Origin of the sequence: Mesorhizobium escarrei, from assembly GCF_935825525.1 — a bacterium.
Taxonomy (GTDB): domain Bacteria; phylum Pseudomonadota; class Alphaproteobacteria; order Rhizobiales; family Rhizobiaceae; genus Mesorhizobium; species Mesorhizobium escarrei.
In genome coordinates this window covers 1-23,721 of the sequence record NZ_CAKXZT010000001.1, presented here as the reverse complement: position 1 = coordinate 23,721, position 23,721 = coordinate 1, and the positions used below count along the sequence as shown (strand labels likewise).

Here is a 23,721-nt window from a genome sequence, read left to right as displayed (position 1 = left end):
GTCTGATTGATGCCGCACATTCAGCGCAAAAAATCGGCTCCGAATCGTGCGTCCTTGATGTTCCAGATATAGGTGCAAAAGGCGGTTTTTCCAAGGTTTGCAAGCATTCCGAATGGAAGGAGAGCACGCTTGGCCGGCCATGGCATCGGACCCAAAGTGGAACCGCTTTTGGGAACAGAGCGGCGCCGGTGCCCGGTGACATTCCGGAGAGCCGGTGACATGGACGCTTGCCTTGCCAGCCACTACATTGGGATGACCAGCGGAGCACGCCATGGACAGTCAGCCCGCCCCCTTCGTCCCGCCGGCGCCGAAGCCGCGCACTTCGCCGCCTTCGACGCTGGAGATGATCCGTATCGTCTATCGCAATCCGCTCGAACTGTGGGGCGAGCCGACCTATAACGAACCCTGGATTTCGGTGACCGGCATCGGCGGGCCTCTGGTCATCGCCAACGGCCCTGGCCTCATTCGCCACGTGCTGGTCGACAATGCCAAAAACTACAAAATGGCGACGGTGCGCCAGATGATCCTGCGGCCGATCCTGCGCGACGGCCTGCTGACCGCCGAGGGTGAGGTCTGGCGGCGTTCACGCAAGGCGATGGCGCCGGTGTTCACGCCGCGCCACATCTTCGGTTTTGCCGAGCCGATGCTGAGGCGCACGCGGGAGTTCGTCACGCGCTACGAGGGCGGCGGCACGTCGGACATCGCCCACGACATGACGCTGCTTACCTTTGACATCCTGGCCGAGACGCTGTTTTCCGGTGAGATATCCGGTGAGCCGGGCAGCTTCGCCAAGGAGATCGACCGGCTGTTCGAAACCATGGGCCGGGTCGATCCGCTCGACCTGTTGCGGGCGCCCGATTGGCTGCCGCGCCTGACCCGCATCCGCGGCCGCAAAACCATGGCCTACTTCCGCAAGATCGTCACCGACACCGTAAAAATGCGCGAAGAGCGGGTCAAGCACGATCCGGACAAGGTGCCGCAGGATTTCCTCACGCTTTTGCTCAAGGCGGAGGGACCGGACGGGCTGACGCGCGCCGAGGTCGAGGACAACATCATCACCTTCATCGGCGCCGGCCACGAGACCACGGCGCGTGCGCTCGGCTGGACGCTCTATTGCCTGGCCGAAGCGCCTTGGGAGCGCGAAAAGGTCGAGCGCGAGATCGACGCGGTGCTGGCGCGAGAGCCCGACCCGACAAAGTGGCTCGACGCCATGCCGTTCACCCGCGCCGCCTTCGAGGAGGGGCTCAGGCTTTATCCGCCGGCGCCGTCGATCAACCGCGAGCCGATCGAGCCTGAAACCTGGAACGGCCTCTACATACCGAGGCGTGCTGCGGTGCTGGTCATGCCGTGGGTCGTCCACCGCCATCGCAAGCTGTGGGACCGGCCCGACGCCTTCATGCCCGAACGTTTCCATCCGGGAAATCGCGAGAAGATCGATCGCTTCCAGTATTTGCCGTTCGGCGCCGGTCCTCGCGTCTGCATCGGCGCCAGCTTTGCCATGCAGGAGGCGATCATCGCTCTGGCGATCATGCTGTCGCGCTTCCGCTTCGATACCACCGCCGAGACCAAACCGTGGCCGGTGCAGAAACTGACGACGCAACCGCAGGGCGGCCTGCCGATGCAGGTCACGCGGCGCCTTTAGTGAGCGCCTGATTGGCTAGGCCGCCGTCTTGCGCTGGAACTGGCCGGCGGCGCGGTAGCGCCAGAGATAGCTCGGCAGGATGCTGCCGATCGACTGCGGTTGGATGCCGAGGCCGGCGAGCGTCCTGTTTTCCCTGGTGGCCGCGTCCGATACGATGTTGTGCTCGCGCAGCTGCAGGACCTGATCCTTGGTCAGCAGCGGATTGGGCAAAAGCCCGAGGATCGACGCCTGCATGTTCGCCACCCACCACGGCACCGACACCAGGAGCCGCTTGCGGTCGATCATGGCAAGCAGTTCCTGCATGCATTGCTTGAAGGTGAGCACCTGAGGTCCGCCAAGCTCGTAGATCCGGCCGCCCTGGACTTTGCCGTCGACCGAGCGCGTCACCGCCTCGGCGACATCGCCGACATAGACCGGCTGGAATTTGGTCCGCCCGCCGCCGATCAGTGGCAGGACCGGCGAATAGCGCGCCATGTTGGCGAAGCGGTTGAAGAAGCTGTCCTCCGGTCCGAAATTGATCGAGGGCCGCAAGATGACCGCATCCTTGATCGTCTCCAGGACCGCTTTTTCACCGAGCGCCTTGGTGCGCGCATACTCGGATTGCGCGTTCAGATCGGCGCCCAGCGCCGAGATATGGGTGAGCCCGGCGCCGACGGCGCGCGCCGCTTCGGCGACCGCGCGTGCGCCGAACTCGTGGACGGGCGTGAACTTCTGCCGGCCGCTTTCATGCAGGATGGCTACCAAATTGACGACATGGTCGGCGCCCTGCACGGCGCGGTCGACCGACCAGCGCACGCGAACATTGGCCTGCACCGGATGGATCTGGCCGACATTGCCGAGCGGCTGCAGATGGCCGGCGAGATCGGGCCGGCGGCAGGCGACCCTGATGCGGTAGCCGCGCCTGGCCAGCGCCCGCACCACATGGCGGCCGACAAAGCCGGAGCCGCCGAACACGACGACGAGCTTTGGGGTCTGCAGGATTTCGGTCATTGCTGGCTCCGGCGCAGTTTTCCAGATTTACTGGTGCCCAGATTTACTGGTGCTTGGCTGAAGCCGTTCATAGTCCGTTTCGCGCCGAAGGCAAAGGGGCGTTCCTTTGTCGCCGTTTGCCGCGGTGTCGGCTGGTTCAGAACGCCTTGCCGATACGCGCGTCGACCGATTGGCGGTTGCCGCCGCGGATCACGATGAAGAACAGGATCGCAGCCCATAGCAGCGATTTTTCAGCGCCCGAAAACCCCTCGCCCCTGGTGACCCAGTGGAACCAGACGGTGACCAGAAGCACGAACATTCCGGCGAAGGCGGCCGGGCGGGTCAAGAGACCAATGGCGATGAAGATGCCGCCGAAGAACTCGGTGCAAGCCAGCAGCACCGACCAGAACGCGCCAGGATAGAAGCCGAGGCCTTCGACCATCTCGGCGGCGCCGAGCGGGTCGGTGATCTTGCCAGAGCCATGGATGGTGAGGAAGATGCCGGTCACGGCGCGCAGGATGGTTTCAGAGGTGATGTGCAGCGCCGCATAAAGACTGCCAAGGGCCGGAACGAAAAGATTGGTGCTGGGATTGTCGGTGCTTGCGGACATTTGGGGCTCCTCTTTTGCTGCTTCGCGCAAACACCCGTCCACCTCGGTCAAAGTCAAATGAACAAAAGTTGACCACAGCAGGTATGTTAACTGATCTGATGCGAGAAAACCTGGAAAACCCAGCGACGCGGGGTTCTCTGGGTGACTTCTGTTTCCGAAACGTGGTTCGACGAGGCAGCCTGGGGCGTAACGGCAAGTACGCCCGCTGTCGCTCGATCAACTATCCGAAGGACGTGTTCAGGAAGAATACCGGGCGGCGAATTCGGAAATGCGCTGCACCACGGCTTTCGGAGCCGTTATGCCCCGTGCCGCTGCCTTCTCCGCCGCTTCGGCCCGGGCACGGCCGGGCACATGCACGCCGTAGCGGCGGCGCAACCGGTCGAGCTGATCTTTCATGCGCTTCTCGAAATTCGGATCGAGCAGCTTGGGCTCGACGGCCAGCACGAAGAGGCCGGTTCCGGGACTGTCCGGTCCGTCGGTGAACCACGGCGCATCGAGCGACCAGTTGGCGCCCGACAGGCCCGCCGCCAGCACTTCGACCATCAGTGCGATGTTGGCGCCGCGCTGGCCGCCGAAGGCAAGCATCGCGCCTTTCATGGCGGCGGCGGGATCGGTGGTCGGGTTGCCGCTCGCGTCCAATGCCCAGCCTTCTGGAATTCTCTTGCCGTCCTCGGCCGCCTTGCGAATGTTGACGAAGGCGGTGGCGCTCGATGACTGGTCGATCACCAGCGGCGCTCCGTCGGCGGCGGGCGCGGCGAAGGACATCGGGTTGGTGCAATAGACCGGCTTGACCGATCCGGAGCCGGCAAGCACGGCCGGTCCATTGGTCGCGGCGAAGGACACCAGCCCCTGCGCGGCCAGCCGTCCGGTGAAATAGCCGAGCGCGCCGCATGTATAGGCGTTCCTCTGCGAAAAGATGGCAACGCCGAACAGGCGCGCCGCCTTGGCGAGATCGTCGATGGTGCGGTCGAAGCCGGTATGCGCCAGACCGCCGCGCGCGTCGGAGAGATAGATCGCCAAAGCCGGCCTGGTGATGACCGGCTCGGCCTTGCCGTCGATGCGGCCGGCCTCCAGCGCTTCGAGATAGTCGATGAAATGCGACAGTCCGACCGTCGACAGACCTTCCGCCTCGGCCGCTACGATGGAGGCTGCGAGCGACTGCGCCGCTTCCTCATTGGCGCCGGCGCCGAGCGCCGCCATCCGGCACAGCCCTGTCGCCTGGTCGAGACTGAGTTGCATCGTAGCTGCCCTGAAGTTCTAGCGAGTAGCGAATAGGGAGTAGCGAATAGGGGAAATCAGCGAACTATTCGCTATTCGCTGCTCCCTATTCGCTCCTCACTAACCAATCTTGTTCGGGATACGCGCCTCGATCTTGCCGAGGGCGAAGACCAGGATGCCGGTGATCGCCATATAGATCAACGCCAGGAGCAGCAAGGGTTCATAGGTGAGGAAAGTGCTCTGCCGCACCTTTGACGAGACGGCGAATATGTCGATCACGCTGATGGTCGCCACCAGCGGCGTCGACTTCAGCTGCAGCACGGTTTCGCCGGTCAGCGTCGGCAGCGCCCGGTAGAAGGCTTGCGGCAGCCAGATCCGCCGCAGGGTCTTCCAGCGGCTCATGCCGAACGCACGCGCCGCTTCCAGCTGTCCTTTCGGCACCCCGGCGAAGGCACCCCGCATGACTTCCCCCTCATAGCCGGCGAAGGACAAGGTCAGCGCCAGGACGCCATATGGCCACGCTTGCCTGAGATACGGCCACATCCAGGACTCGCGTACCCACGGGTACTGCGGAAACAGCGAGCCGAGCCCATAGTAGAGCAGCCAGAGTTGCAGCAGCAGGGGCGTTCCCCTGATGATGGTGCAGAAGGCCTTGGCAGGCGCCGCGAGCCAGAAAGGGCCGGCAGCCTGCGCCAGCCCGAGCGGCACGGCGAGCAGGAAGCCCAATGTGCAGGTGACTACTAGAATCCAAAGCGTGCGCCAGAGGCCGACAAGCGCCATTTCGTAATATTGCGGCAGCCAGTCCCAGCGCATGAAAAAAGCGGCCGCAAAAACCAGCGCCAGTCCAGTCACAATCAGCACGATGCGGTGCGGCTGCAGCCACAGCGACGCGCGGGCGGCTACGTTGACGATGGTCGTTTCGACAGCCATCAACGCGCCTCCTTGAGGGAGGGCATCCCGCGCCGAGCCCAGACCTCGATGCGGCCGATGATCAGATTGGAGACCAGCGTCAACAGGAGATAGATCACGCCCGCGGCGAGGAAGAAGGTAAGATAGGCTTTGGTTACGCCCGCCGCTTGCCGCGTGGCCAATGTCAGCTCGAAGAAGCCGACGACCGCCAGCAGGGCGGTGTCCTTGGTGGCGATCAGCCAGAGATTGGCAAGGCCCGGTATGGCGAAAGGCAGCATCGCCGGTAGCGTGATGCGTCGCAGCAGGAGGCCCGGAGACATGCCATAGGCGCGCGCGGCTTCGATCTGTCCCTGCGGGATAGCAAGGATCGCGCCGCGCATCACCTCGGTCGAATAGGCGCCCTGGACGAAGCCGAGCACGGCAATGCCGGCCACCAGCCCGCTGATATCGATGCGCTGATATCCCATTGCCGTCAGCAACTGGTTGATCAAATCGGTGCCGGCATAATAGAGCAGCAGGATCAGCACCAGCTCCGGCACAGCGCGGACGATCGTCGTGTAGACTGCCAGGAGATCGCGCACCACGGGCCCGCCATAGAGCTTGCCATACGCACCGCAAATGCCAATGACGAGGCCGAGACCGAATGCACCGGCGGCGATCTCGACCGAGTGGAGCAGTCCGACCAGAAGCGTTCCGCCCCAGCCAGGCGGCGTCGGCGAAAGCAGTTCGATGATGCGGGCCACAGAGGCCGGTAGAAATGCGTCAATCAGCGTCGCCCCCGAATTGCTGGCGCCAAACCGCCGGCGATGCCGTCAGCGGAAAGCTTGCGTGGGTGAATTTCGACGAGGCCACACGGCGCGCCGTCTGCGCCGCGTGGTTATTCGCTCAGGGATGCACGCCGTCAGTTCGACTGTGTGTCGTCGCCATAGATGTCGAAATCGAAGTATTTCTTCGAAATCTCGTCATATTTACCGTTGGCGCGGATCGCCTTGATGCCGGCGTTGATCTTCTCCTTCAGCTCGGTGTCTTCCTTGCGGACACCGGCGCCGACGCCGGGCCCGAGGATAGCCAAATCCGGCGCGACCGTGCCCTTCAGATCGCAGCATTGCTTGCCCTGATCCGATTTCAGGAAGGCATCGAGCGCGATGGAATCGGCCTGCACGGCATCGACACGGCCGGCGGCAAGATCCTGGTTGGCTTCGTCCTGAGTCTGATATTCCTTGATTTCCGCGGCTTCGGTGAAGTGCTTCTTGACGTAGTCGGCATGCACGGTCGAAACTTGCACGCCGATGATCTTGCCCTTGAGATCTTCCGGGGTAGCGCCGAACTTCTGGTCCTTCGGCCCAATGATGGCTGTCGGGGTGTTGTAATATTTGTCGGAGAAGTCGATCGTCTTCTTGCGCTCGTCGGTGATCGACATGGAACTGGCGATGACGTCGATCTTCTTGGTTGTCAGCGCCGGGATGATGCCGTCCCAGGCGACGGGGGTGATGACGCAATCGAGTTTCTGCTCGGCGCAGACGGCGTCGATGAATTCGATCTCCCAGCCAACCCATTTGCCGGAAGCATCCGGCGAGGTGAAAGGCGGATAGGGTTCGGCAGCGACGCCGATCTTGACCGGCTCGGCCTTTGCCATGCCCATCGCGGCGACGCCGAGCAGAAGTGCTGCGGCAAATGTTTTCAGAACGGTCTTCATACCAAAAACTCCCAGTTTGTTGTTGTTCCCGTTTTTTCATCCGCCTCGGCTTAACCGATGTTGCGGATGAATTGCTTCAGCCTTTCGGATTTGGGCGCGCCGAAGATCTGCTCCGGCGGCCCTTCTTCCTCGACCAGTCCGTTGTAGAGGTAGACGACATGCGTCGCGACCTCGCGGGCGAACTTCATCTCGTGGGTAACCAGCACCATGGTGCGGCCTTCGCGCGCCAGATCGCCGATCACCTTCAGCACCTCGCCGATCAGTTCCGGGTCCAGCGCCGAAGTCGGCTCGTCGAACAGCATGACGCGCGGATTGATGGCCAGCGCCCGGGCGATGGCCGCACGCTGCTGCTGGCCGCCTGACAGATAGGCCGGATAGACATCGCGCTTTTCGGCCAGGCCGACGCGGGCAAGCAGCTTTTCCGCCTCGGCGATGGCCACATCGCGCTTGACGCCCAGAACATGCACCGGAACCTCGATGACGTTCTCGATCAGCGTCATGTGGCTCCACAGATTGAAATTCTGGAAGACCATGCCGAGCTTGGAGCGGATGCGCTCGATCTGCTTGCGGTCAGCGGGAACGGTGTGGCCATGGCTGTCGGCCTTCATCCGGATTTCCTCGCCATTGACGCGGACGATCCCGCTGGTCGGGTTCTCCAGGCAATTGATGCAGCGCAGCAGCGTCGATTTGCCCGAGCCGCTGCCGCCGATGATGGCGATGACCTCGCCGTCGCGCGCCGACAGCGAAACACCCTTCAGCACATGCAGTTCGCCGAATCTTTTATGCAGGTTCTCGACATGGATGGCTTCGGCGGCGTCGTTCTGCGCCGTATACTTCAGGGCGGGAGCCGTGCCTTGCGCGATCACCTTTGCGGTGCCTCACGAAGCGGCTGGACCCGTCGCTGCTGGAATTTTTTACCCATTACCATCACTGGACAGACTTCTTATTCTCAAGATGGACCGTTCCGCTTGCCTCCGTCAACCATGCTTTTTGGACCATTGATCGCGGCTCGCTGAGTGGCTATTGGCTGGATGGGATGTTTCAGGAGCACTTGGTGGGTAAAGCATACGGGTCGCAGTCCATGGCCGGGCCCCTGCAGCGCGTGCTGATGCGGTCCGCCGCAAGCGCCATGTTTCGCGCCAAAGCATCGGAATGGCACTATGGCCCTGGCTTCGATCCGCAAAAGGCCGCCGCCCAGCATCAGGCGCTGACGACGCTGGTTCTGGCATCCGGCGCCGAGATCGAATGGCTGACCGACGCCGATGACGGGCTTGCCGATTCCGTCTTCACACACGATCCCTCACTGATGACCGACCACGGCGCCATCATTCTTGCCATGGGCAAGGCGCTGCGCCTGGCTGAGCCCGGCCTGCACGAGGCGGCCTACAAGCGCATGGGCGTGCCTATACTCGGCCGCATCGAGCATCCCGGGCAAGTCGAGGGCGGTGACTGCGTCTGGGTGGATTCTCGGACGCTGGCCGTCGGCCGCGGCGTGCGCACCAACCAGGACGGCATCCAGCAACTCGCGAACCTGCTCGCACCCAAGGGTATCCAGGTCTATGGTTACGACCTGCCGCTCTGGCATGGCGAGGAGGCTTGCCTGCATCTGATGTCGGTGATCAGTCCGCTCGCCGACGATCTGGCGCTGGTCCATGCACCGCTTTTACCGGCTGCCTTCTACCAGATGCTGCGAGTGCGAGGCATTCGCCTGGTCGAGGGCGACGCCGAGGAGTTCTTCGCCTCCAACGGCCTCAGCCTCAATGTGCTGCCGACCGCGCCGCGCGAGGTGATCGCCGTTGCCGGCTTCCCGAAGACGGCGGCGGCCATGGCGGCCGCCGGCTGCAGGGTTTCGACCTTCGAGGCGGACGCGCTGTGCATCGCCTGCGAGGGCGGACCGACCTGCCTCACACGTCCGGTGCTCAGACAATGACGACAGTCGGCGAAGCGCTCATCACTTTGCTCGAAGCCCATGACGTCGACACGGTCTTCGGCATTCCGGGTGTGCATACGGTCGAACTCTATCGCGGGCTGGCGCGCTCGAAAATCCGCCACGTCACCCCGCGTCACGAGCAGGGCGCCGGCTTCATGGCCGACGGTTATGCGCGCGCCAGCGGCAAGCCCGGCGTCGCCTTCGTCATAACCGGTCCGGGGCTGACCAACACCATCACCGCCATGGGCCAAGCCCGTTCCGATTCGGTTCCGATGCTGGTGATCTCGGGCGTCAACGCCACGCCCACACTGGGCAAGGGCCTTGGCCATCTGCACGAACTGCCCGACCAGCGCGGCATGATGGAAAAGGTCGCGCTGTTTTCGCACCGTGTCACCGACGCCGACGAACTGCCGGGCGTTCTTGCCCGCGCTTTCGCCCTGTTTTCGTCGTCGCGTCCGGGCCCGGTCCATATCGAGATCCCGACCGATATCATGGTCAAGCCGGCCGACGGCATCGCCGCTTTGCTGACGAATGTCGCGCCGCCCGAACCGGATGCGGCGGCGATAGCAGAGGCGGCAGAACTTTGCGCGGCTGCCCGCCGCCCGCTGATCCTTGCCGGCGGCGGAGCCAAGAGAGCCGAAGCGCCGTTACGGCGCCTTGCCGAAAGGCTGGGAGCGCCGGTTGTCCAGACGGCCAATGCCCGCGGCCTGCTGCATCGCCATCCGCTCGGCGTGCCGGCGAGCCCCAGCCTGAAGGCAGTGCGTGCATTGATGGCCGAGGCCGATCTGGTCATCGCGGCCGGCACCGAATTCGGCCCGACCGACTACGACGGATATAGTGACGGCAACTTTGTCCTGCCGGCCAATCTGATCCGCATCGACATCGGCGCCGACCAGCTTGCCCGCCGGCCGGCCCGGATTTCGATCCATGCCGATTGCGGCGTAGCACTCGAGGCGCTGCTTGTCGAGATTGGCACGAACCAGCCGCCATCGGGCGACGGTCAGGCTCGCGCCGCTGCGACAAGGCAAGCGGCCTTTGCCGAAATGGCCCCGGCTCTCCAGGCGCAAACCCGCGCCGTCGAAATGATCCGCGATGCATTGCCGGGCTCGATCATCGTCGGCGATTCGACCCAGCCGGTCTATGCCGCCAACCTCTATTACGATCACGACCGTCCGGGCGGCTGGTTCAACGCCGCAACCGGCTTCGGCGCGCTGGGCTATGGTCCGCCGGCGGCGATCGGCGCAGCCCTTGCCGTGCCTGATGCGCCGGTCGTTTGTCTCACCGGCGACGGTGGTTTCCAGTTCACGCTGCCGGAGCTTGGCGCCGCGCTCGACGCTGCGGCGCCGGTGATCTTCGTCGTCTGGAACAATCTCGGCTATCGCGAAATCGAAACCTCGATGCTCGATGTCGGCGTCGAGCCGGTCGGCGTCTCGCCGGCGCCGCCTGATTTCTGCAAGCTGGCCGAGGCCTATGGCATTGCCGCCGAGCGGCTCGCCGGCATCGGTCATCTGGGAGACGCACTCAAGCGCGCGCGTGCGACCGGACTGCCGTATGTCATCGAGATCACTGTCGATTGAGTGCTGTGGCAGCGTCTGCTTGGCAATGCGATCCTCGTCGGATGGCCGCCGGCTTGACGCGCGCAAACGACGCTGCGTCATCGAGATTTCGGTTGAGTGATTGTGCGAAAGGCGCGACCTTCGGCGGGGGTGCGGCATAAGAGTGACTGGAGCGGTCGAAGATGACGGATACACTGGACGGCAGGCATGTTGTGGTGACCGGCGGCACCGGAGCGCTCGGTGGCGCGGTTGTCGGCAAACTGCTGGAGCAGGGCGCGATCTGCCATGTGCCGAACGCCCATGCCGCCGCGCCCGCGCATTTTCCTTTCCCGGCACATGAGCGCGTCAGGCTGGCGCACAATGTCGATCTCGCCGACCCCGCCAAGGTCGATGCGTTCTACGCCAGCGTTACCGATTTATGGGCATCGATCCATCTGGCCGGCGGCTTCACCGCCGCGCCGGTCGAGAAGATCGAGCCCGCGTCCTTTGCCGAAATGATGGACACCAACGCCCGCACCACCTTCCTGTGCTGCCGCGCGGCGATCCGCTCGATGCTGGAATCTTCCGTGTCGGGCCGCATCGTCAATGTCACGGCGCGCGCCGGGCTCGACCTGCGGCGCGGTTCCGGCATGGTCGCCTATGCCGCCAGCAAGGCGGCGGTCGCGGCAATGACGGTGGCGATGGCGGAAGAACTCAAGGGCAAAGGCATTCTGGTCAACGCGGTCGCGCCTTCGACCCTCGACACGCCGGCCACCCGGGCTGACATGCCGGCCGCCGATTTCGGCAAATGGGTCAGCCTCGAAGCGGCGGCGGAGGCCATTGCCTACCTCGCTTCGCCGGCCAATCTGGCGATGAGCGGCACGCTGGTGCCGCTTTACGGCAGGGCCTGATCTCTCTTTCTGCTTGAGCGCGGATTTCCAAAAAAACCGGGCGCCATCCCGAGGCAGGCAGGCCCGGGGCAGGCTTTGGCTCTGATGCCATGGCCACGGTCAAAACAAAAACCCCGCCGGATCGCTCCGACGAGGTTTGTTTACAGGCCGCGCGCGAGGCGTGGCGTTGTAGAGTTAGCTGCCCTGCTTCTTCAGCGCGGCACCCAGGATGTCGCCCAGCGAAGCGCCGGAGTCGGTCGAGCCGTACTGGGCGACCGCTTCCTTCTCTTCGGCGATTTCCAGCGCCTTGATCGAGACCTGCAGTTTGCGGGTCTTCTTGTCGAAGGCGATGACGCGGGCGTCGACCTTCTGGCCGACCGTGAAGCGCTCGGGGCGCTGCTCGTCGCGGTCACGGCTGAGGTCGGAGCGCTTGATGAAGGTCTCGATGCCGCTGTCGACCAGCCGCACTTCCAGACCGCCATCCTTGACGCCGGTAACCTCGCAGGTGACGACCGCGTTCTTGCGCAGTTCGCCTGAAGTCGCCGCCTCGCCGGCCGTATCCTTGGCCAACTGCTTGATGCCGAGCGAGATGCGCTCCTTGTCGATGTCGACGTCGAGCACCTGCGCCTTGACGATGTCGCCGCGATTGTACTCCTCGATCACCTGCTCGCCCGGACGGGTCCAGTCGAGGTCGGAAAGATGGACCATGCCGTCGACGTCGCCCTCGAGGCCGATGAACAGGCCGAACTCGGTCTTGTTCTTGACCTCGCCCTCGACCTGGCTGCCGACCGGATGGCTGCTGGCGAAAGCCTGCCACGGGTTCTCGAGCGTCTGCTTGAGGCCGAGCGAGATGCGGCGCTTGGCCGGATCGACCTCGAGCACCACCACGTCGACTTCCTGCGTCGTCGACAGGATCTTGCCGGGATGCACGTTCTTCTTCGTCCACGACATTTCCGAAACGTGGATGAGGCCCTCGATGCCCGGCTCCAGCTCGACGAACGCGCCGTAGTCGGTGATGTTGGTGACGGTGCCCTTGATCTTCTTGCCGATCGGGAATTTCGTTCCGATCTCGGACCACGGGTCGCTCTCGAGCTGCTTCATGCCGAGCGAGATGCGGTGGGTTTCCTGGTTGATGCGGATGATCTGCACCTTGACCGTCTGGCCGATGTTGAGGATTTCGGTCGGATGGTTGACGCGGCGCCATGCCATGTCAGTGACATGCAGCAGGCCGTCGATGCCGCCGAGATCGACGAACGCACCATAGTCGGTGATGTTCTTGACGACGCCTTCGACCACCTGGCCCTCTTCGAGGTTCTGCACGATTTCCGAACGCTGTTCGGCGCGGCTCTCCTCGAGCACGGTGCGGCGCGACACCACGATGTTGCCGCGGCGGCGATCCATCTTGAGGATCTCGAAAGGCTGCGGATTGTGCATCAGCGGCGAGACGTCGCGGATCGGGCGGATGTCGACCTGGCTGCGCGGCAGGAAGGCCACGGCGCCGTCGAGATCGACGGTGAAGCCGCCCTTAACCTGGTTGAAGATGACGCCTTCGACGCGCTCGCCCTTGGTGAACTTCTCTTCGAGCCGGACCCAGCTCTCTTCGCGACGGGCCTTCTCACGCGACAGCATCGCTTCGCCAAGCGCGTTCTCGATGCGCTCGACATAGACTTCGACCGTGTCGCCGACCTTAAGCGTCGAGTCCTTGCCCTTGACGCCGAATTCCTTCAGCGGCACGCGGCCTTCGACCTTGAGGCCGACATCGATGATAGCCATGTCCTTTTCGATCGCGGTGATCGTGCCCTTGACGACTTGGCCTTCGCCGGAATGGCCGGCGGAAAATGATTCTTCGAGCAGGCTCGCGAAATCATCGCGAGTGGGGTTTGCAACTGACATAGGTTCTCCTGGAATGCCCCGCATCTCAAGCGGGACGGGCGCCGTGGGTTAGCGTTGCGTTGGCCTGCCGGCGTTCCGGGCTTCAAAAAAGCCCTTGGCCGCCTAAGCGGCAATTCCGGCGCATGAAGAATGCTGGCAGGCTGGTTCGTGCCCGATATGGGTACCTTTTCGCCGCCGGCAATCGGCAACGGCAGGAAACCCGGCTCAGGCGTTGTTTCTCTTGGCCAGAACGTCGTCGATGATCGCCTTGGCCGCCAGGAACGCGGCTTCTATAGCCATTTCCGACGTGTCGAGCAAGTGCGCGTCGGCGGCCGGCTTCAGGGGCGAGTCGGCGCGACCCATGTCGCGCTCGTCTCGGCGCAGGATATCGGCGAGGATTTCGTTGAAATTGGCGGTGCCGCCGATGCTCTCGATCTCGGCCAGCCTGCGTTGTGCCCGCACCTCGGCGCTCGCCGTCACATAGAGTTTTATGTCGGCGTCGGGACAGACGACGGTGCCGATGTCGCGGCCGTCGAGCACGGCGCCCGGCGGCGCCTTGGCGAATTCGCGCTGCTTTTCGACCAGTATGCGCCGCACCGAAGGGATGACAGCCACTTTCGAAGCCGCTTCGCCGACCGCATGCGCCGACAGCACCGACCGGTCGAGCTTGGCCAGGTCGACCTGACGGGCAGCGGTTTCGGCGGCCGAGACATTGTCGAGCGGCAGACCCAGCCGAAGCAGCGCGTGCGCCACCGCGCGATAGGTGAGGCCGGTGTCGAGCAGGTTCAGCCGATAGTGGTCGGCCAGCCGCCGCGCCAGGGTGCCTTTGCCGGCGCCTGCCGGCCCATCGATGGCGATGGTGAAGGTCGAAGTCATTCGCCGCCCACCGTACGCGAAAATTGCAATGATCCAGACAGGCGTGGCGATCCTTCGCGCCCCCCTCTGTCCTGCTCTCTTTGCCAGAACTTGGCATCTCCCCCACTTGGGGGGAGATCGGCCGTCATCGCGGCTTTCGCCAATTGTCTAAGTTGCAGGGTTGAGCGGAGCGGCCAAGCCGCCAATCTCCCCCCTTGTGGGGGAGACGTCCGGCAGGACAGAGGGGGGCGCTGTCCCGCCGACGTTCCAATTTGGTCCCACGCTCCAAGGCTATTGATTGCCATCAACTGTCACTCGATCTCCGCCCCAAGCCCCTTCATCAGCCCCATAAACTCCGGAAAGCTCGTCGCGATCATCGCCTGGTCGTCAATGGTGACGGGTTTTTCCGTTGCCAGCCCCATCACCAGAAAGCTCATGGCAATGCGGTGGTCGAGATGCGTCTGGACGATGGTGCTCTGTCCATTGGGGTGTTGACCGAGCCCCTTGCCGCCGGGCTTTCCACGCACGGCCAGCGAGGCCTCGCCTTCGGTGCAGTCGACGCCGTTGACCTTCAGCCCGTTCGCGACTGCCGACAGCCGGTCAGATTCCTTCACCCGCAACTCTTCCAGTCCCTGCATCAGCGTCTCGCCCTCGGCGAAGCTCGCCGCGACAGCAAGCACCGGATACTCGTCGATCATCGTCGGCGCCCGTTCGGGCGGCACGGTGACGCCTTTCAGTTCGGAATAGCGCACCCGCAGATCGGCGACATCTTCGCCGCCTTCATTGCGCGGGTCGACAATTTCGATCCTGGCGCCCATTTCCTGCAGCGTCAAAAGCAGACCGGTGCGGGTCGGGTTCATCAGCACGTTTTCGATTGTAATGTCCGAGCCCGCAACGATCAGCGCCGCCACCAGCGGAAATCCGGCCGAGGACGGGTCGCTCGGCACAGCGATTGTCTGGCCGGCGAGCTTGCCCTGGCCCTCGATGAAGATGTGACGCACGCCGCGCTCGTCGGTCTCGACCGACAGATTGGCGCCGAATCCCTTCAGCATCTTTTCGGTGTGGTCGCGCGTCATCACCGGCTCGATGACGGTGGTGATGCCGGGCGTGTTCAGCCCGGCGAGCAGCACCGCCGACTTCACCTGTGCCGAGGCCATCGGCACGCGGTAGGTGATGGGTGCCGCGTGTTTGGGGCCGCGCAGCGTGATCGGCATGCGGTCGCCGGGCGTCGCCTTCAGCACCTGCACGCCCATCTGGCGCAGCGGCTCGAGCACGCGGCCCATCGGCCGGCCGGACAGCGAGGCGTCGCCGATGAAGGTCGTCTCCATGTCGTAGGTGCCGACCAGGCCCATGGTGAGGCGCGAGCCGGTGCCGGCGTTGCCGAAATCGAGCGGGCCTTCCGGCTGCAGCAGCGCGCCGTTGCCGGTGCCGCGGATCACCCATTCAGTGCCGCGTTTCTCTACATGCGCGCCCATTGCCTTCATCGCAGCGCCCGTGCGCATCACGTCCTCGCCTTCCAGCAGGCCGGTGATGCGGGTTTCGCCGGAGGCGAGGCCGCCGAACATGAACGAGCGGTGCGAGATCGACTTGTCGCCGGGCACCCGTGCTGTACCTGAAAGCGCTGGCGATTTGCGGGCGGTGGCCGGTTTCGGGACGGCAGTATGCGACATGGGTTTTCCTTGGGTGAAAAACGCCGGTGGCCGGCCTTTTTCTTCTGGTTTGCGCGGTCTCGTATCACGGCGGACGGAAATGGTCATCCCCTTGCAAGAACTCGCTCAAGGCGGGGATTTGTAACCTTGGCTTTAGGCTTTGACAGCGCCGTAAACTGTGGTTATGGGGACCAAACTTTCATCGACGAGGCTTGCTGTGGCAAAACCCGAACTTGGCACCAAACGCATCGACCCCGAGACGGGTCAAAAATTCTACGATCTGAACAAGGATCCGATCGTCTCGCCCTATACCGGCAAGAGCTATCCCCGCTCTTATTTCGAGGAAGGCAAGATTGCCGCCCTTGAGGAGGAAGAGGAAGTTGTCGAGAAGGAAGTCGACGCCGAGGAGGAAGAGGGCGTCGAGGTCGTCTCGCTCGAAGAGGCAGACGAGGATGCGAAACCCGACGATCTTCCCGATCTTGGCGATGACGAGGACGACGTGGACCTCGGCGACGACGACGATACCTTCCTCGCCGACGAAGAGGAAGAGGACGACGATGTCGCCGACATGATCGGCGTCGGCGACGACGACGACGAAGTCTGATCCGGCCTCTCACACAGCGCCCGCCGACTTTCGCGGGGTCTTGATAAAAAGCGGCTCTTAAAGGCTTGATATTGACGGAAGGCAGGGTTAGAAGCCGCCTGCACTAACGGCGCGGTCTCAACCCGCGCCGGATCTCTTCGCCGGCAACGGCGCCGGTTGACTGCCGGAGTGGGGCCATAGCTCAGTTGGGAGAGCGCTTGAATGGCATTCAAGAGGTCGTCGGTTCGATTCCGATTGGCTCCACCAAAAGTTCCCTAGTCTTTTCTGATAGTTAACCTATAGCCCTTCGGGGCCATCCTCCCTTGAAGGCTCTCGGGGCACCGCCGGGGCACCGCCAGACGCTTTCCCGACCTAGAAAAATATTTTGCCCGGTGGCGCCGGTGATTATTTACTGTGCTCCTGCCGGGTGGTGAGTCTCACAGGTACACAATGACTTTCGATGAGGTGATTTCTGGTGGCGAGGCGCTACTAGCAGAGGCCATTCTGCAAGAAATGCAGGAAACGCTGCAGCTAGACTTCAAGGGTTCGGCTGGTGGGAAGCCAGGTGCGCTATTCGCCGACGGTAAGCTGACAAAGGACGAACGGCGAGCTATTGGAAAAGCGCTTTCGGGGTTTAGCAACTCGGCTGGCGGTGTGGTGGTAATCGGCGTCGATTGCAGATCGATTGGGGAGGGGCCGGATGTCGCTCAAGCGCTCGATCCTATACCAAATTGGAAGGCAGCCTTGAGCGCGGTAAACTCTGCCGTTGGAGACCTACTACAGCCTAAGCATGGCGGCATTCGAGCGGGCGGATTTCCGTCTACGAATGATAATTCCGCCGGCTACCTATTAATCGATGTCCCTCGCTCGGAACGTCGCCCGCACATGTGCAACATGGCGAGGCAGTATTTTAAGCGATCTGGCTCGAGCAGCTATGCGATGGAGCATTTCGATATCGAAGACGCTTTTCGCAGAAACGGCTCTCCGGACCTGGATCTTGTATATGACTTCACAAAGAACATGACCGCCGGAAGGCGGGTGAACGCCTCAATCAGCCTAGCCGTAAAGAACGAGGGTCTAGCGACAGCTAAGCATGTTTCGCTGACAGTTATCGAGCGGTCGGGGGTTAGGACAAAAGATGGCGGCCCATATGGTACCCCGCTGACCAAGTTTCAACGATTCGGAGACAGTCTTCGCCTAATCGCCCCAGAGGCTTTCGTGGTGAACCCTGGTGATACGCAACTTTTCGAGCATCTCGCAATCGAGTTCAACTTCGAAGGGCCGGTTTTCAAGGTAGGCGAAATGCCAATCGACGCTGCGACTTTTGTTCTGCGGTACTCACTCAGCGCCGAAAACATGCGCCCAAAACTAGGAAGCTTAGTCTTGGGTCCAAACGATTTCGATCGCGCAGCTCGGTTGTTGAAACCTGACTACATAACGATGGCGCCATCACGGTGAGGCAGGATGCCCGCTTTCCTTCCGAGTAGACCACAAGGTACATGTTCAAGCGCTGCGGGCAAGCGACCTATTAACCTGTAATCAGTTAATTAAATTGGCCTAGCCATTGTCCTCTATAGGGGCTTTTGAACTAACTCGCCCTCGCGAGCATGCGCGTACCGGTCCCGAAATTACCCTCCCCAATAGGGGGGTAATGGCCGCGATTACCACGCTATAGCAACGGGCCGTTCTGATAGCGGTGCAGTGGCGAATTTTTGCATAGCCCTATGGGGAACACTCAAAAGCCTAAGATTTGGCCGCTATCCCGCTAAATGAAAAGCCCGCCACCGTGAGGCAGCGGGCTATGACAGTTTTTGTCCGGTTCAGTGATGGTCGCTCCGCCCACGTTTTCTACGAGGTTGCTTCGTGATCGGATGCGCTGCAAGAAACGCCTCGTCCGCCGCGATGAGCTTGGCGACTTCGTCCTGGCCGATCGGCAGATAGCGGTCCTTTGCGGCTTCTCGCTTCCACTGGACGGCCAGGAGATCGGGCGCTGGAACTCGGATTTGATCGGCCACAGCCTGCCGTTTCCTGTCTACGCTGATCGTTCGTTGGTCAGAACAGGCGCTAGATTTATCCTCGTCCTCGAGGACGTACATCGCGTGAACGCTTTTCGCATGCAGGTAATCCATTTCCGCTATTGTGAGGCTGGTGACAGCATTAGCCTTGCGCCAAGGGAGGCGTCGCGCCTGACGCATGAGCTGATTGTGGTGCGTGTCGATGAGGACGGAATCGGGCAGCGGATCAAGGCACTGCTGCACAAATGCAGCCAGCGCCTTCGTCTTGACGGCGGCGCTCATGCTGATGCGTCCCCTTCCGAAGCCAACTGGAGAACCGACGCTGCCAACTGTGCAGCCCAAAGCTCGCCATCCAAGGGGTATTTGCGCGCCATCGCCTTGTTGAAGGTGGTGACCGCCTGCGCCTTGATCAGCATCCCCTCCATGGTCGTTCCCGGCTGCTCCATGATAGCGGTCACTAGATCTGAAAGTGACTTCTTCGCAGCCGCCACCCTCGCCTTCGCCAGGTCCATTCCTGAAACCTTGCGAAGGCGGGTGGTTTGAACCTTGTAGAGCTTGCCAATCTTGAGCTCTCTCTTGGCTCTGGCAAGCCAGTTCGCATGCCTCGCTCGCGTGGCGTCACTCGCGTTGTGGCGCGGCGGGCGGTCGGTGGCCACTATGGCCGCGAGGTTTCTGACATCACGGATACAACGGACGTGCTCTTCTCCTGGACGTTTAAGGAGCCGCCCGGCGATATCGCGCTCGCCGTCTATGTAGTTCCCGCGCGGCATGGTGATTTCGTCGGGGGCCAGCGGCCAGCGGTGTTTCCATTCCGCGGCGATCCATTCGATTTCTTCGAGCGCCGCGCGGTATTCGGCCGCGGCTTCCGGCAGTTGATTGCCGAGTCGGACCAGTTCCGGGTTTTCGACAGGTGCGCAGCCAGCGGCCGACGCCGCAGTGATGGCGGCGGCAGCGGTTGAAGCAGCCGCGAGCCCGAATAGCATGCGGCGGCGATTGATCGCGGGCAAACCTTCGGCGGCTGCCCGAACAGTGGTGTTCGGCATTGTCATTCTCCCTATGTTGATGAACGTTGTGCCGGCCTATCCGGCGAGGGCTGCGAGCTCCGTTTCCAGTTGACGCCGACGGGGTTCAATGTTGACGCGGAACGGCTGATACTTGAGGCGGTCAATCTCAACCGCAATGCGATCCGCGCGGCGCTCTGGCGCGGTCATCTGCGCCGTCTTCGCCTCCCGCCAAGCTGCGGCGAGATAGAAGCCGAAGTCGGCCCGGTTTAGCTTACGCGCCAGATGCGGACGGGCCGCAAAATGGGCATTCCACTTCGCCCAGGCTGCCTTCAGGATTTCCGAGCGGTTGAACATAGCGACTATCCCTTGCGCAAAACTCACTACATGTGTATTTAAGGGATCGACTGCGAAGTCAATACGGTTGTAGTGAGAATTTGGAATGGCACAGCTAACGCCGGAAGCATGCCGGGCGGCGCGCGGAATCCTGAAATGGTCAGTTCGCGATCTGGCAGAACATGCAGGAATCGCGTTCTCGACCGTTCACCTATTCGAGAAGGGTGAGACGGTAAGAGAGGATTCGAAAGCTAAAATGGTCGCGGCATTTGCTGCGAGGCACGTCGAGATTACAAATGGAGATGGGACAGGAGCGCGGCTAAAAAAGCTTGGTGTCACCCCCCCTAATCGAGGTCGAAATCACGGCGACGATCTTGCCACTCCAAATCGGTCAGCACCTCCGCTTCGACCGTGATGTCTTCCGCGAATTTGTCCGCGTGCGCAGCTAGAAGTCGTCGCGCAGCAGCTATAGCAGCAGCCTTTCCTTCGCACCGCTCATGATAAGCGGAGATGCTTGTGCCGACGCCATCATCCCATCTAGTCACGTCCACCAAGGCGTACCAGACGCCCTTTCCGACACGTCGGCGCCGCAGGATTTCCGAGCGGCGTTCAGCCATTTCGGCAATGGCGCGGAACAGAGACCCCTCCTCGGGATTCGCTTCCGAGCGTTGCCTGGCCCCGAACGCAAATCCCTTTAAGCTCGGTTCCTTCAGGCGCTCTATGGCGTGTTCGATCTTCCAGAAGCCCTCCGAGGCTTCATCTAATGCTCGGCTCGCATCGTAGGTCAGAGGCGGCTTCCGTTTCGCGACACCCTCTGCGGCTTTCAGTCGATCCGCCTTGCGTTTCGGCCAGATGTCGGAAATTACGCGATCGATCTCAGCCTTGCCCGGCTCCCAGCGAAACTCTTTCTCCAATTTCTGCTTTTTTGTGCGGGGCCGCAGTTCAACAACAGTATCGTCGCGGGCTGGAGTTGGTAAGATATCCATCGCGAGAGCTAACGCTTCATGCAAGCCTTGCCGGATGCCACCATGTTGGTCGAACACCCAAACTGAAGCTTCGGTTCTCAGAATGCGTGTTGGCTTTTTAGCCTCGTCGAATTCTAAAGTTGCAGATAGAACCCGCTGCTTGGTGCCGGCATATTGGGGAAGAATATCCTTGCCGAATATAAGGCCTTCGACCAGCCGGAGCGACATGCGCAGAGGCTCCCCTTCATTGGGAAAAAGGTAGTGTCGGGACATTCAACTGCTCTCCATGCGAAGCGCGGCTCACAGGCATGTCGTTCTTACCGCACCTAGCACTACATTTGACGTGCACGTGACCGGCTTGGGACGCGTCGGCGGATCGTTTACCGGCCGATTGGCGGAAATGCTCGTGCGACATTGCACATAGGCGTCTGTTCCGACTCGCGCGCCAAGCGATCGGCAATAGGCGTCGTCCTGAGGAGCCATTGACCTATTCATGAGGTATTGGCGAAGCGCCGGCTTGTTGCTCGCGAGTAATGTAGCGGAGCCCTTGTCCATGCCCTGTTGCTGTAGCCACGCAATTGCGTAGGCCTTGCCTCGGATTGGCATCCGCTAACGCCGCATAGAAGTATCACCATCCAGATCTTAGCCACCACGTTCCCCCAAGTCGCCAAGTCACCTAAATCACCTAGATCGTGCAGGTCAGACCTCGCATAGGCAAGGCTTCCTGCCGAAAGGCGCAGCAGAATAGCTATGGTCGTCCCCGTCAGCCGGGAGGAGTGTAGAGCGGCTCTCTGCATCGATGAACCAAGCACTGGCCATCGCGCGTCGGCACAAACCCTACCGCTGGGATTAACGACCAGTCGCACGCATTGCTGTACCGGCGGACGTAGAGGGCATAGGTGTTCGGGCCGGTGGTCAGCACCGCCGAGCCATGGCTCTGGATTAGCGCCTGCGTCTGTTGGCAGGTCATGGCGCGGGTGTCCGGCCTGGCCTGGGCGAGGGTTGTGAAGGCAAGCGTGACCGCTGCCGAGGTCAACGCAATCCGGCGAATGGACATGACGAGACTCCCATGATGAGCCATTTGGTTGACAAACTCGCATGTCGCAGGGCAGCTGTGCAACGGCGGCCTTAATACCCTCCCGCACCGCGCTCAACATTGCCTGGGGCGGCCATGACGGCTACTGTGTCGCCAGAAACCGGGTTCATCCGGGGAATGTCGGTCTCCATAAGTTTCTGAACGGGCCTCGCTTTCGGTCGGCGGCCAGGCACCAGCATGACATCCGTGCTAAGTGCCCCCAATTCGGAGGGAAAGATGCGACTATTTTTGGTGTTGATTTTGATGGCGCTGAGCGGCTGCGTATCCAATGTTTCCCCGGATAGTGATGGTATACCACGCCGCGCGTCCTTTGCTGGAAACCATTAGCCCGCTTAATTTGGCTGATTGCCAACGCCTATTTGCCGGTGCCTCAGCACTTGACGAGGAAAGCGAGACAAGCGGCAGCGCATAGAACGCGGAAAGCTAGCTTTCATCCCAGAAGTCCTGAAGCGAAGCGTGGCGAAGGTCGTCCTCGCCCCTGAGGTGCTTCACGCGGGCTTTGATGCCCGGCGTGACCCACTGCGTTGCCGGTCGCTTTGGCATGTCCTTGGGCGGTGACCCGGCATGCTCCTGGACCCTTTTCCAAAGTCGTTCCCGCATCTCGCGGTTGACGCTGACAAACGCGCTGCCGACATATTTGCGGGTCCCCGGTTCAGCCATGAGTGCGAATGCCGGCTTGCCCCTCTCGCGTTCAACGCCGAGAAGTTCAAACTCGCTTTCGGTGAAGGATTTTGTCTTCAGCCAATTGGTGGTCGGCCCGCTGCGATATTTGCTGCCTCTACGCTTCGATACCATCCCTTCCACGCCGGCCGCGTCGATCAGATGATAGATCGCATTAGCCTCGCCTGGCATTGTCTCACTGAACTGGGTGCGGCTGTCAGACCCTATAAGGCCGGCCAGGATTTCCCGCCTGTCCTCCAGCACCATGTCGCGCAGATCGTGGCCATTTAGGTGCAGCAGATCGAACGCGACGAAATAGAGGTCGTGCTGGCGCCTGGTGATTGCCTTGCGCAACGCGGCGAAATCCGAAATACCATCTTCATTCAAGACGATGATTTCGCCGTCGATGATGGCACTCTCGACCTCCAGCGCTTTGGCCGCCGCCGCCAGGTCGCGGTATTTGGGGGTCCAGTCGGGTCCGCGGCGGGTGGAAATCCGCACACCGTCGGCGTCGGTGATGATCTGGGAACGGTAGCCGTCGAATTTGGCTTCATGCATCCAGTCATCGCCTTGGGGCGGCTTTGCTACCAAGGTGGGCATCATCGGCGGGACAAACTTCAAACGCATGCATTGACTCGCAAAACCGCGATTCAATTAGCATGCGCTTAATTAGTTCCCATTTTAACGAATCGTTGACCGCACCGTCCTATTCTGGGACAGCGCGGTCAAACCCCCAAGGTCTGCGCAGGCGGCTCCGGCAATTCAGCTCCCCCGCCTCACTGTCGGAGCCGCTTCCACACTCCTCTAGAATTACCAGCAACGGTTGAATCAACTGTTACCGCACTTGCTTTCCAGTGCGCTTTCCCAGTCGTTAGACTTTGATGGAACAGGGCCTCGCCTTCACGGTTTGACGCTGAGACAGTCCATCTCAGCGAGGAAGCATGGAAGCCCAAGAGAACATCCGCAACTCCCGGGCAGCCCTCAAGCTGGTTCGCATGGCTATCGAACAGACCTGCCCCGCCGGCGTGCTGCCGAGCGAAGAAGCTGTCCTGCTGCTCTTTGCGACAGGGGCCAGTCTGGACCGAACGTCAGAATGACTTAGGCGGCACGTACAGGCAGATCGTAATGTCAGGGTTGCCAGATGGGAATTCACGATGCCGGCCTGCCGTTGCTTTTTGGGCATGGCACCAATGAAAACGCATGTCATGTGACTGACGCACCCTGCCGTCCGCGTAAGGCAGCAATTCGCCTGACGGCACCTTGAAGCCCTTGCTTGTTTCGCGGACGGCA

General features: G+C 61.9%; 23 protein-coding genes, 1 tRNA gene and 1 pseudogene. 8 read left to right on the top strand and 17 right to left on the bottom strand.

All coding sequences use genetic code 11. The features are described 5' to 3' along the window. Positions 1 to 271: 271 nt before the first annotated feature. Complete coding sequence (locus tag NMG80_RS00125) at positions 272 to 1,642, top strand: cytochrome P450 (RefSeq protein ID WP_254016246.1); 1,371 nt, start codon at positions 272 to 274, stop codon at positions 1,640 to 1,642. Positions 1,643 to 1,657: 15 nt separating this feature from the next. On the opposite strand, the gene NMG80_RS00120 is transcribed toward NMG80_RS00125, so the two are convergent. From NMG80_RS00120 to NMG80_RS00090, 7 genes are all read right to left on the bottom strand, one after another. Next, entirely contained in the window at positions 1,658 to 2,632 is a 975-nt protein-coding gene (locus NMG80_RS00120) for a complex I NDUFA9 subunit family protein (protein WP_254016245.1), read from the bottom strand. A 136-nt stretch (positions 2,633 to 2,768) separates the two neighbouring features. Then, on the bottom strand, positions 2,769 to 3,221 hold the full coding sequence (locus NMG80_RS00115) for a DoxX family protein (protein ID WP_254016244.1): 453 nt from the start codon (positions 3,219 to 3,221) through the stop codon (positions 2,769 to 2,771). 237 nt (positions 3,222 to 3,458) lie between these two features. Next, complete coding sequence (locus tag NMG80_RS00110) at positions 3,459 to 4,460, bottom strand: Ldh family oxidoreductase (RefSeq protein WP_254016243.1); 1,002 nt, start codon at positions 4,458 to 4,460, stop codon at positions 3,459 to 3,461. 99 nt (positions 4,461 to 4,559) lie between these two features. Then, entirely contained in the window at positions 4,560 to 5,369 is an 810-nt protein-coding gene (locus NMG80_RS00105; RefSeq protein ID WP_254016242.1) for an ABC transporter permease, read from the bottom strand. Then, positions 5,369 to 6,091, bottom strand: a complete 723-nt coding sequence (locus NMG80_RS00100; protein WP_208602491.1) for an ABC transporter permease — start codon at positions 6,089 to 6,091, stop codon at positions 5,369 to 5,371. Before NMG80_RS00100 ends, NMG80_RS00105 begins: the two co-directional genes overlap by 1 nt. 158 nt (positions 6,092 to 6,249) lie before the next feature. Beyond that, positions 6,250 to 7,044, bottom strand: coding sequence for a transporter substrate-binding domain-containing protein (locus NMG80_RS00095; RefSeq protein ID WP_254016241.1), 795 nt, complete (start codon positions 7,042 to 7,044; stop codon positions 6,250 to 6,252). Between the two features lie 50 nt (positions 7,045 to 7,094). Next, positions 7,095 to 7,907: an ABC transporter ATP-binding protein gene (locus tag NMG80_RS00090; protein WP_036261459.1), complete on the bottom strand. Its 813-nt coding sequence runs from the start codon at positions 7,905 to 7,907 to the stop codon at positions 7,095 to 7,097. A 218-nt stretch (positions 7,908 to 8,125) separates the two neighbouring features. Here NMG80_RS00090 and NMG80_RS00085 point away from each other — a divergent pair, with 218 nt between their 5' ends. From NMG80_RS00085 to NMG80_RS00075, 3 genes are all read left to right on the top strand, one after another. Then, positions 8,126 to 8,974 (top strand): dimethylarginine dimethylaminohydrolase family protein, encoded by an 849-nt coding sequence (locus NMG80_RS00085; protein WP_254016368.1) that lies wholly within the window; start codon positions 8,126 to 8,128, stop codon positions 8,972 to 8,974. Continuing rightward, the gene (locus NMG80_RS00080; protein WP_254016240.1) at positions 8,971 to 10,551 is read left to right on the top strand and encodes a 5-guanidino-2-oxopentanoate decarboxylase; all 1,581 of its coding nucleotides are present in this window, start codon (positions 8,971 to 8,973) and stop codon (positions 10,549 to 10,551) included. Before NMG80_RS00085 ends, NMG80_RS00080 begins: the two co-directional genes overlap by 4 nt. Before the next feature lie 161 nt (positions 10,552 to 10,712). Continuing rightward, the gene (locus NMG80_RS00075; protein WP_027151506.1) at positions 10,713 to 11,420 is read left to right on the top strand and encodes an SDR family NAD(P)-dependent oxidoreductase; all 708 of its coding nucleotides are present in this window, start codon (positions 10,713 to 10,715) and stop codon (positions 11,418 to 11,420) included. Between the two features lie 174 nt (positions 11,421 to 11,594). Here NMG80_RS00075 and rpsA read toward each other — a convergent pair whose 3' ends face one another. The 3 genes from rpsA to aroA form a co-directional block, all read right to left on the bottom strand. Beyond that, on the bottom strand, positions 11,595 to 13,292 hold the full coding sequence (rpsA, locus tag NMG80_RS00070) for a 30S ribosomal protein S1 (protein WP_027151507.1): 1,698 nt from the start codon (positions 13,290 to 13,292) through the stop codon (positions 11,595 to 11,597). Positions 13,293 to 13,496: 204 nt separating this feature from the next. After that, complete coding sequence (gene cmk / locus NMG80_RS00065; RefSeq protein WP_254016239.1) at positions 13,497 to 14,147, bottom strand: (d)CMP kinase; 651 nt, start codon at positions 14,145 to 14,147, stop codon at positions 13,497 to 13,499. 290 nt (positions 14,148 to 14,437) lie between these two features. Continuing rightward, entirely contained in the window at positions 14,438 to 15,796 is a 1,359-nt protein-coding gene (gene aroA, locus NMG80_RS00060; RefSeq protein WP_254016238.1) for a 3-phosphoshikimate 1-carboxyvinyltransferase, read from the bottom strand. Between the two features lie 196 nt (positions 15,797 to 15,992). On the opposite strand from aroA, the gene NMG80_RS00055 reads away from it, so the two are divergent. The 3 genes from NMG80_RS00055 (at position 15,993) to NMG80_RS00045 (ending at position 17,816) form a co-directional block, all read left to right on the top strand. Continuing rightward, positions 15,993 to 16,379, top strand: a complete 387-nt coding sequence (locus NMG80_RS00055) for a TIGR02300 family protein (RefSeq protein ID WP_254016237.1) — start codon at positions 15,993 to 15,995, stop codon at positions 16,377 to 16,379. 170 nt (positions 16,380 to 16,549) lie between these two features. Beyond that, a tRNA-Ala gene (locus NMG80_RS00050) sits at positions 16,550 to 16,625 on the top strand. 183 nt (positions 16,626 to 16,808) lie between these two features. Then, on the top strand, positions 16,809 to 17,816 hold the full coding sequence (locus NMG80_RS00045; RefSeq protein WP_254016236.1) for an AlbA family DNA-binding domain-containing protein: 1,008 nt from the start codon (positions 16,809 to 16,811) through the stop codon (positions 17,814 to 17,816). A 362-nt stretch (positions 17,817 to 18,178) separates the two neighbouring features. On the opposite strand, the gene NMG80_RS00040 is transcribed toward NMG80_RS00045, so the two are convergent. The 6 genes from NMG80_RS00040 to NMG80_RS00015 all read right to left on the bottom strand — a co-directional run bounded on the left by NMG80_RS00040 (position 18,179) and on the right by NMG80_RS00015 (position 23,058). Then, the gene (locus NMG80_RS00040; protein ID WP_254016235.1) at positions 18,179 to 18,655 is read right to left on the bottom strand and encodes a hypothetical protein; all 477 of its coding nucleotides are present in this window, start codon (positions 18,653 to 18,655) and stop codon (positions 18,179 to 18,181) included. Next, positions 18,652 to 19,416: a hypothetical protein gene (locus NMG80_RS00035; protein ID WP_254016234.1), complete on the bottom strand. Its 765-nt coding sequence runs from the start codon at positions 19,414 to 19,416 to the stop codon at positions 18,652 to 18,654. The genes NMG80_RS00040 and NMG80_RS00035 overlap by 4 nt, the downstream gene beginning before the upstream one ends. 36 nt (positions 19,417 to 19,452) lie before the next feature. Next, complete coding sequence (locus NMG80_RS00030) at positions 19,453 to 19,731, bottom strand: hypothetical protein (RefSeq protein ID WP_254016233.1); 279 nt, start codon at positions 19,729 to 19,731, stop codon at positions 19,453 to 19,455. A gap of 323 nt (positions 19,732 to 20,054) precedes the next feature. Continuing rightward, positions 20,055 to 20,948, bottom strand: coding sequence for a hypothetical protein (locus tag NMG80_RS00025; RefSeq protein ID WP_254016232.1), 894 nt, complete (start codon positions 20,946 to 20,948; stop codon positions 20,055 to 20,057). 490 nt (positions 20,949 to 21,438) lie between these two features. Next, entirely contained in the window at positions 21,439 to 21,732 is a 294-nt protein-coding gene (locus tag NMG80_RS00020; RefSeq protein ID WP_254016231.1) for a hypothetical protein, read from the bottom strand. 462 nt (positions 21,733 to 22,194) lie between these two features. Next, a complete protein-coding gene (locus NMG80_RS00015) occupies positions 22,195 to 23,058 on the bottom strand; it encodes an ATP-dependent DNA ligase (protein WP_254016230.1) in 864 nt (287 codons plus the stop codon). Between the two features lie 314 nt (positions 23,059 to 23,372). On the opposite strand from NMG80_RS00015, the gene NMG80_RS00010 reads away from it, so the two are divergent. Further along, complete coding sequence (locus NMG80_RS00010) at positions 23,373 to 23,528, top strand: hypothetical protein (protein WP_254016229.1); 156 nt, start codon at positions 23,373 to 23,375, stop codon at positions 23,526 to 23,528. Here the strand turns inward: NMG80_RS00010 and NMG80_RS00005 are convergent. Next, positions 23,520 to 23,721 (bottom strand): annotated as a pseudogene (locus NMG80_RS00005) (hypothetical protein); the annotation flags it as partial. The gene NMG80_RS00010 and the pseudogene NMG80_RS00005 overlap by 9 nt on opposite strands.

What these genes read in the sequence shown, in the direction of transcription:
- NMG80_RS00080 (WP_254016240.1), top strand. Translation starts at nt 8,971, where the DNA reads ATGACGACAGTCGGCGAAGCGCTCATCACTTTGCTCGAAGCCCATGAC.
- NMG80_RS00105 (WP_254016242.1), bottom strand. Translation starts at nt 5,369, where the DNA reads ATGGCTGTCGAAACGACCATCGTCAACGTAGCCGCCCGCGCGTCGCTG.
- NMG80_RS00075 (WP_027151506.1), top strand. Translation starts at nt 10,713, where the DNA reads ATGACGGATACACTGGACGGCAGGCATGTTGTGGTGACCGGCGGCACC.
- aroA (WP_254016238.1), bottom strand. Translation starts at nt 15,796, where the DNA reads ATGTCGCATACTGCCGTCCCGAAACCGGCCACCGCCCGCAAATCGCCA.
- rpsA (WP_027151507.1), bottom strand. Translation starts at nt 13,292, where the DNA reads ATGTCAGTTGCAAACCCCACTCGCGATGATTTCGCGAGCCTGCTCGAA.
- NMG80_RS00110 (WP_254016243.1), bottom strand. Translation starts at nt 4,460, where the DNA reads ATGCAACTCAGTCTCGACCAGGCGACAGGGCTGTGCCGGATGGCGGCG.
- NMG80_RS00030 (WP_254016233.1), bottom strand. Translation starts at nt 19,731, where the DNA reads ATGTTCAACCGCTCGGAAATCCTGAAGGCAGCCTGGGCGAAGTGGAAT.
- NMG80_RS00040 (WP_254016235.1), bottom strand. Translation starts at nt 18,655, where the DNA reads ATGAGCGCCGCCGTCAAGACGAAGGCGCTGGCTGCATTTGTGCAGCAG.
- NMG80_RS00035 (WP_254016234.1), bottom strand. Translation starts at nt 19,416, where the DNA reads ATGCCGAACACCACTGTTCGGGCAGCCGCCGAAGGTTTGCCCGCGATC.
- NMG80_RS00085 (WP_254016368.1), top strand. Translation starts at nt 8,126, where the DNA reads ATGGCCGGGCCCCTGCAGCGCGTGCTGATGCGGTCCGCCGCAAGCGCC.
- NMG80_RS00020 (WP_254016231.1), bottom strand. Translation starts at nt 21,732, where the DNA reads ATGTCCATTCGCCGGATTGCGTTGACCTCGGCAGCGGTCACGCTTGCC.
- NMG80_RS00045 (WP_254016236.1), top strand. Translation starts at nt 16,809, where the DNA reads ATGACTTTCGATGAGGTGATTTCTGGTGGCGAGGCGCTACTAGCAGAG.
- NMG80_RS00025 (WP_254016232.1), bottom strand. Translation starts at nt 20,948, where the DNA reads ATGTCCCGACACTACCTTTTTCCCAATGAAGGGGAGCCTCTGCGCATG.
- NMG80_RS00010 (WP_254016229.1), top strand. Translation starts at nt 23,373, where the DNA reads ATGGAAGCCCAAGAGAACATCCGCAACTCCCGGGCAGCCCTCAAGCTG.
- NMG80_RS00125 (WP_254016246.1), top strand. Translation starts at nt 272, where the DNA reads ATGGACAGTCAGCCCGCCCCCTTCGTCCCGCCGGCGCCGAAGCCGCGC.
- NMG80_RS00095 (WP_254016241.1), bottom strand. Translation starts at nt 7,044, where the DNA reads ATGAAGACCGTTCTGAAAACATTTGCCGCAGCACTTCTGCTCGGCGTC.
- NMG80_RS00115 (WP_254016244.1), bottom strand. Translation starts at nt 3,221, where the DNA reads ATGTCCGCAAGCACCGACAATCCCAGCACCAATCTTTTCGTTCCGGCC.
- cmk (WP_254016239.1), bottom strand. Translation starts at nt 14,147, where the DNA reads ATGACTTCGACCTTCACCATCGCCATCGATGGGCCGGCAGGCGCCGGC.
- NMG80_RS00015 (WP_254016230.1), bottom strand. Translation starts at nt 23,058, where the DNA reads ATGCGTTTGAAGTTTGTCCCGCCGATGATGCCCACCTTGGTAGCAAAG.
- NMG80_RS00120 (WP_254016245.1), bottom strand. Translation starts at nt 2,632, where the DNA reads ATGACCGAAATCCTGCAGACCCCAAAGCTCGTCGTCGTGTTCGGCGGC.